We start from the raw sequence: 5,344 nt of genomic DNA on the forward strand, positions 1-5,344 counted from the left end.
CTGGCGGCCCTGGCCTGACCTCAGCCGCCGCCTCTGGCTGCACCTGCTGGCCCTGGTGGGGGTCGACGCCAGCCTGCGCTGGGCCGATCTCCCCCGCCGCCAGGAGCAGGCCCTGGTGACGGCCCTGCGCGACAGCCGCTACCGGGTCTCCGGCCGCGGCCCCTTCGGCGAGGAGTTCGTCACCGCCGGCGGCATCCCCCTGGCGGAGGTCAACCTGGCCACGATGGAGAGCCGCCTGCGGCCGGGCCTGTTCCTGGTGGGGGAGCTGCTGGACGTCGACGGTGTGACGGGCGGCTTCAACTTCCAGCACTGCTGGAGTTCGGGCTGGCTGGCGGGCCAGGCCCTGGCGGCTCAGCGCCCGGGTGCGTAGGGCTCAGCGCACGTGCTCGTAGATCGAGAACATCGGCAGATACATGGCCAGCAGCACCGATCCCACGATGATGCCCACCAGCACGATCATCGCCGGCTCCAGCATGGAGGTCATGGCCTTCACCATGGTGCTGACCTCGTCTTCGTAGAAGTCGGCCACCTTGGAGAGCATGGCGTCCATCTCGCCGGTCTCCTCGCCGATGGCCAGCATGTTGACGCACATCTCCGGAAACACGTTCTTCAGCCGCAGTGCGGCGCTCAGGGGCATGCCCTCGCTCACCTCATTCTTGGAGGAGATGATGGCATCGGAAATCACGGAATTGGTGGCCGTTTCCCGCACGATCTCCAGGGAGAGAAGGATCGGAACCCCCGCCTTGGAGAGGGAACTCAGGGTGCGGCAGAACTGGGCACTGGCCGATTTCTGCAGCAGCTCGCCGAACAGGGGCAGCTTCAGCAGCAGCCCGTCGATCTGGCGGCGGCCCGTCGGTGTGTTGTAGGTGGACACCACCCAGAAGGCGAAGCCCACCAAGCCCGCCAGCAGGATCAGGGCTCGCCAGGAGCGCAGGAATTCACTCAGATTCAGCATCATCTGGGTGAACAGGGGCAGTTCCGCCCCCAGCTGCTCGAAGACGCTCGAGAAGGTGGGGATCAGGAAGATCGTCATGCCCAGGAACACGGCGATGGCGATCACCAGCACCGTGACCGGATAGCTCATCGCCCCCTTGATCTGGTTCTGGAGCTTGGCGTTGTCCTCCAGCAGCTTGGCCAGGCGCTTGAGGGTGTCGTCCAGGACGCCACCGGCCTCACCCGCCTCCACCAGGGCGATGCTGAGGTTGTCGAACACCTTCGGCCAGCGGCGCATGGCGTTGCCCAGGCTGTCGCCCTGGTTGACGTCCTGGGTCATGCCCGCGAGGGCCAGGCGCATCTTGTTGGAGCGCTGCTGGACCCGCATCAGGTCGAGGCTGCGCAGGATCGGCACGCCCGCATCCACCAGGGCGGACAGCTTGTTGGCGAACAGGGCCTTGTCGCGGATGGTCACCGGCCCCTCGAGCAGGTCGGCCAGGCCGCTGAAGGAGGAGGGCGTCTTCTTGACGGCGGCGGCCTGGGGAACCTTGGGGGTCTCCTTGCGCACCAGGGTGTTGGCCAGGATGCCCCGACGGCGCAGCTCCCGCCGGGCGACGGAGGGGCTGTCGGCGTTCAGCGTCATCTCCCGGCGCTGGCCGGACTTGGTGGTGTAGGTGACGACGAAGGCGGTCATGGCGTTCCTCAGCGGTCGAGCAGTCGGACGAGCTCCTCGGGTTTGGTGGTCTTCAGCAGCGCCTCCTCGCGGGTGACCCTGCCCTCCTCCACCAGGTTGGCGAGCGCCCGCTCCAGGGTCTGCATGCCCTGGCTGGCGCCGGTCTGGATCTGGGAATAGAGCTGGGAGCTCTTGCCTTCCCGGATCAGGTTGGCGATGGCGGGGGTGTTGATCATGATCTCCTGGGCCATCACCCTGCCGAAGGCCCCATTGCCGCTGGGTTCGGCGCTCTTGCAGAGGGTCTGGGAGAAGACCGCCAGCAGACTGCCGCTCAGCTGCACCCGGATCTGGGTCTGCTGGCCGGCCGGGAACACATCCACCATCCGATCGACGGTCTGGCCGGCGGAACTGGTGTGCAGGGTGCCGAAGACGAGGTGGCCGGTCTCGGCGGCGGTGATGGCCAACTGGATCGCTTCCAGGTCGCGCAGTTCCCCCACCAGGATCACATCGGGATCTTCCCGCAGGGCCGCCCGCAGGGCGTTCGAGAAGCTGCGGGTGTCCTCATTCAGTTCCCGCTGGTGAATGATCGACTTGTCGTTTCTGTAGGTGAACTCGATCGGATCCTCGATGGTGAGAATGTGCTCCGAACGGGTGGCGTTGATGTGCTCGATCAAAGCGGCCAGGGTGGTGGTCTTGCCGGAGCCCGTCGGCCCCGTGACAAGGACGAGCCCCTTGGGCTTGCTGCTGATCTCCTCGACGATGGGGGGCAGGCCGAGTTTCTCGAGACTGGGGATGGAGTTGCCGAGCGCCCGCAGGCAGGCCGCGTAGGTGCCGCGCTGGCGGTACACATTGATCCGGAACCGGGCCACACCTTTGAGGCCGTAGGAGCAGTCCAGTTCCCAGTTCTGCTCCAGGTTCTTGCGCTGGGCGTTGTTGAGCAGGGAGAAGATCAGACGGTTGCAGCTCTCCTCGGTGAGCTTGGTATCCTGGACGATGGGACGCAGCTGGCCGCTGAACCGGCCGTAGGGGGGATTTCCCGCGGACAGGTGCAGGTCGCTGCCGCCGGCCTTCACCAGTTCCTTCATCAGGTCTTCGATGAGGAGATCCATCCTGCTCAGGTCCGAACGCACAGACAGTAGGGACATTCCAACCATTCGTCCTCCAGGCCGGCCCCGCAGCTGCGGCAGGTGAGGGTGCTCAGGGCCCGGGCGCGCCGTTCCGATTCCAGGCCCGTGTCGGTGAGCAGCATGCGCTCCACCTCCTCGAGGGTGGTGAGGCCTTCCCGCACCAGATCGAGGCCGTAGCCGAGGAGCGTTTTCATGCCGCTCTCCAGGGCCAGGCGCCGCAGCTCCTCGGTCGTCGCCCGCTTGGCCACGGCGGCGGAGAGGGTCTCGTTCATGCGCAGGATTTCGTAGACCCCCACCCGACCTTTGTAACCCCGCCCCTGGCAGGCGCTGCAGCAGCCCTCCGAGCCCGGCAGCACCGTGTTGGCGCGGTAGAAGGAGATGTCGGTCTCGTCGGAGGCCACCAGGCCGAAGCGGGCCAGCTCGCTGTGGTTCGGGTGGTACGGGGTCCGGCATTCGCTGCACAGGCGGCGCAGCAGCCGCTGGGAGACCACCCCCAGCAGCGAGGCGCTGACCAGGAAGGGCTCCATCCCCATCTCGTCGAGCCGGGCGAAGGCGCTGGCGGCGTCGTTGCAGTGCAGGGTGGTGAGCACCAGGTGGCCTGTGAGGGCCGCCTCGATGGCGGTGCGGGCGGTCTCCAGGTCGCGGGTCTCGCCCACCAGCAGCACGTCCGGGTCCTGCCGCATGAAGGCCCGCAGGGCGGAGCTGAAATCGAATCCCTTCTCCCGGTTCACCTGGGTCTGGGTGATGCCGGGCAGGGCATATTCGATCGGATCCTCCACCGTGGAGATGTTGATCGAGGGGTCGTTGCGCTCCGAGAGCAAGGCGTAGAGGGTGGTGGATTTACCGGAGCCCGTCGGGCCGGTGACCAGGATCATGCCGAAGGGCTTGGCGCCGATGTCCCGCAGGGTGGACCTGGCCTCTTCGTCGGTGATCAGGGTGTCCAGGCCCAGCTGGGTGGCGCCGCTGTCGAGCAGTCGCAGCACCACCTTCTCGCCGTAGCGGCCGGGCAGGGTGCTGACCCGGAAGTCCATGGTGCGGCCGCGGAAGTTGCGGCGGATCCGACCGTCCTGGGGCATCCGCCGTTCGGCGATGTCCAGGTCGGCCATGATCTTGAAGCGGGAGGTGACCGCAGGAATCAGGGTGCGGGGTAGCTTGTCGATGCTGCGCAGCACGCCGTCCTGCCGGAAGCGGACCAGCAGGCCATCTTCCTGGGGCTCCACGTGGATGTCACTGGCGCCGCTGGTGAGGGACTCGATCAGGATCCGGTCCACCAGGCTCATCACCGGTGAGACCCCCTCGCCCGAGCTGCTGGCTTCCAGGTCCTCGGTTTCCGGCGTGATCGGCCCCTGGGGAGTGGCGGCCTGACCCAGGTCAAGGTCGCGGAAGAGGGAGGTGTGCTCCGCACCGGTGACCTGCGGGCGCTGGGTGAGACCTTCTGATGGCATCGACGGGAAGGATCGGAAGCGAAGCTGGGAGCGAAACTGGGAGCGAAACTGGGCGAAGGAGCGCGGCCGAGGTGCGGGCTTCCACCGCTTGTGGAGGGGGCTCCTGGGCATTCAACATAACGGCATCTGACATCCCTGCCAGAACGCATGACCGGCGACATCACTCCCCCCCATGAGGAACGGATCGATCCCCGGGAGGGCGCGGTCGACGCGGCCCGGGTGGAGGAGCTCCTCGAGACCCTGCCGGTGAACGCCGACGGTGGCACCGACCCCACGACCTCCGCCCAGGGCTCCGGGGCCCAGGACGCGGCCGCCCCCGCGGCCCCGCCGGACGCGGACAGCGGCGCTGATCGCGTCAGCCAGCTGGAGGCCGAGCTGGCGGCCTTGCGCAGCGAGAACGAGTCGCTGCGGGGCCAGTACATGCGCATCGCCGCCGACTTCGACAACTTCCGCAAGCGCCAGACCCGCGACAAGGAGGATCAGCGCCTGCACATCACCTGCACCACCCTCACGGAGATCCTGCCGGTGGTGGACAACTTCGACCGGGCCCGCCAGCAGCTCAACCCCCAGAGCGAGGAGGCCCAGAGCCTGCATCGCAGTTATCAGAACCTCTATAAACAGCTGGTCGACGTGTTCAAGCAGCTGGGGGTTTCGCCGATGCGGGTGGAGGGGGAACCCTTCGATCCCTCGCTTCACGAGGCCGTGCTGCGCGAACCCAGTGAGGAGCATCCGGAGGACGTGGTGATCGAGGAGCTGCAACGGGGCTACCACCTCGACGGCCGCGTGCTGCGGCATGCCCTGGTCAAGGTGTCGATGGGTCCCGGTCCCTCCGGTGGGTCCCGTTCCGACACGTCGGCGCCTCCCAGCGAGGGGACGTCCGACTGATGGCCGATTACTACGAGCTCCTCGGTGTCAGCCGGGACGTGGATGCCGACAGCCTCAAGAAGGCCTACCGGCGTCTGGCCCGCCAGTACCACCCGGATGTCAACAAGGATCCGGCGGCGGAGGATCGCTTCAAGGAGATCGGCCGGGCCTACGAGGTGCTCAGCGATCCCCAGGCCCGGGCCCGCTACGACCAGTTCGGCGAGGCCGGCCTGGGCGGCGGCGGCGGCATGCCCGACATGGGCGACATGGGCGGCTTCGCCGACCTCTTCGAGACCTTCTTC

The 5,344-nt window shown here is 67.3% G+C and carries 6 protein-coding genes; 3 read left to right on the forward strand and 3 right to left on the reverse strand.

The window, feature by feature from the left end; translation table 11 throughout:
- Positions 1–370 (forward strand): NAD(P)/FAD-dependent oxidoreductase (locus VB737_RS14670; protein ID WP_500314049.1); only part of this gene is annotated, 370 nt, incomplete at its 5' end.
- A gap of 3 nt (positions 371–373) precedes the next feature.
- Here VB737_RS14670 and VB737_RS14675 read toward each other — a convergent pair.
- The 3 genes from VB737_RS14675 to VB737_RS14685 are packed head-to-tail and all read right to left on the reverse strand — an operon-like array spanning position 374 to position 4,178.
- Complete coding sequence (locus tag VB737_RS14675) at positions 374–1,627, reverse strand: type II secretion system F family protein (protein ID WP_500314051.1); 1,254 nt, start codon at positions 1,625–1,627, stop codon at positions 374–376.
- A gap of 8 nt (positions 1,628–1,635) precedes the next feature.
- Positions 1,636–2,715, reverse strand: coding sequence for a type IV pilus twitching motility protein PilT (locus tag VB737_RS14680; protein WP_500314052.1), 1,080 nt, complete (start codon positions 2,713–2,715; stop codon positions 1,636–1,638).
- A gap of 5 nt (positions 2,716–2,720) precedes the next feature.
- Positions 2,721–4,178 carry a GspE/PulE family protein gene (locus tag VB737_RS14685; RefSeq protein ID WP_500314053.1) on the reverse strand — a complete coding sequence of 486 codons (1,458 nt, stop codon included), beginning with the start codon at positions 4,176–4,178 and terminating at the stop codon, positions 2,721–2,723.
- Positions 4,179–4,325: 147 nt separating this feature from the next.
- Between VB737_RS14685 and grpE the strand changes: the two genes are divergently transcribed.
- Positions 4,326–5,063, forward strand: a complete 738-nt coding sequence (gene grpE / locus VB737_RS14690) for a nucleotide exchange factor GrpE (RefSeq protein WP_500314055.1) — start codon at positions 4,326–4,328, stop codon at positions 5,061–5,063.
- Positions 5,063–5,344, forward strand: a 282-nt coding sequence (locus VB737_RS14695) for a DnaJ domain-containing protein (RefSeq protein WP_500314056.1), incomplete at its 3' end; no start/stop codon positions are given. The genes grpE and VB737_RS14695, both read left to right, overlap by 1 nt.

Source organism: Synechococcus sp. BA-120 BA3 (genome assembly GCF_034931285.1).
Taxonomy (GTDB): Bacteria; Cyanobacteriota; Cyanobacteriia; order PCC-6307; family Cyanobiaceae; genus Cyanobium.

Bases quoted from the DNA above. Each gene is read 5' to 3' on its own strand.
- grpE (WP_500314055.1), top strand. From the start codon at position 4,326: ATGACCGGCGACATCACTCCCCCCCATGAGGAACGGATCGATCCCCGG.
- VB737_RS14685 (WP_500314053.1), bottom strand. From the start codon at position 4,178: ATGCCATCAGAAGGTCTCACCCAGCGCCCGCAGGTCACCGGTGCGGAG.
- VB737_RS14680 (WP_500314052.1), bottom strand. From the start codon at position 2,715: ATGGATCTCCTCATCGAAGACCTGATGAAGGAACTGGTGAAGGCCGGC.
- VB737_RS14675 (WP_500314051.1), bottom strand. From the start codon at position 1,627: ATGACCGCCTTCGTCGTCACCTACACCACCAAGTCCGGCCAGCGCCGG.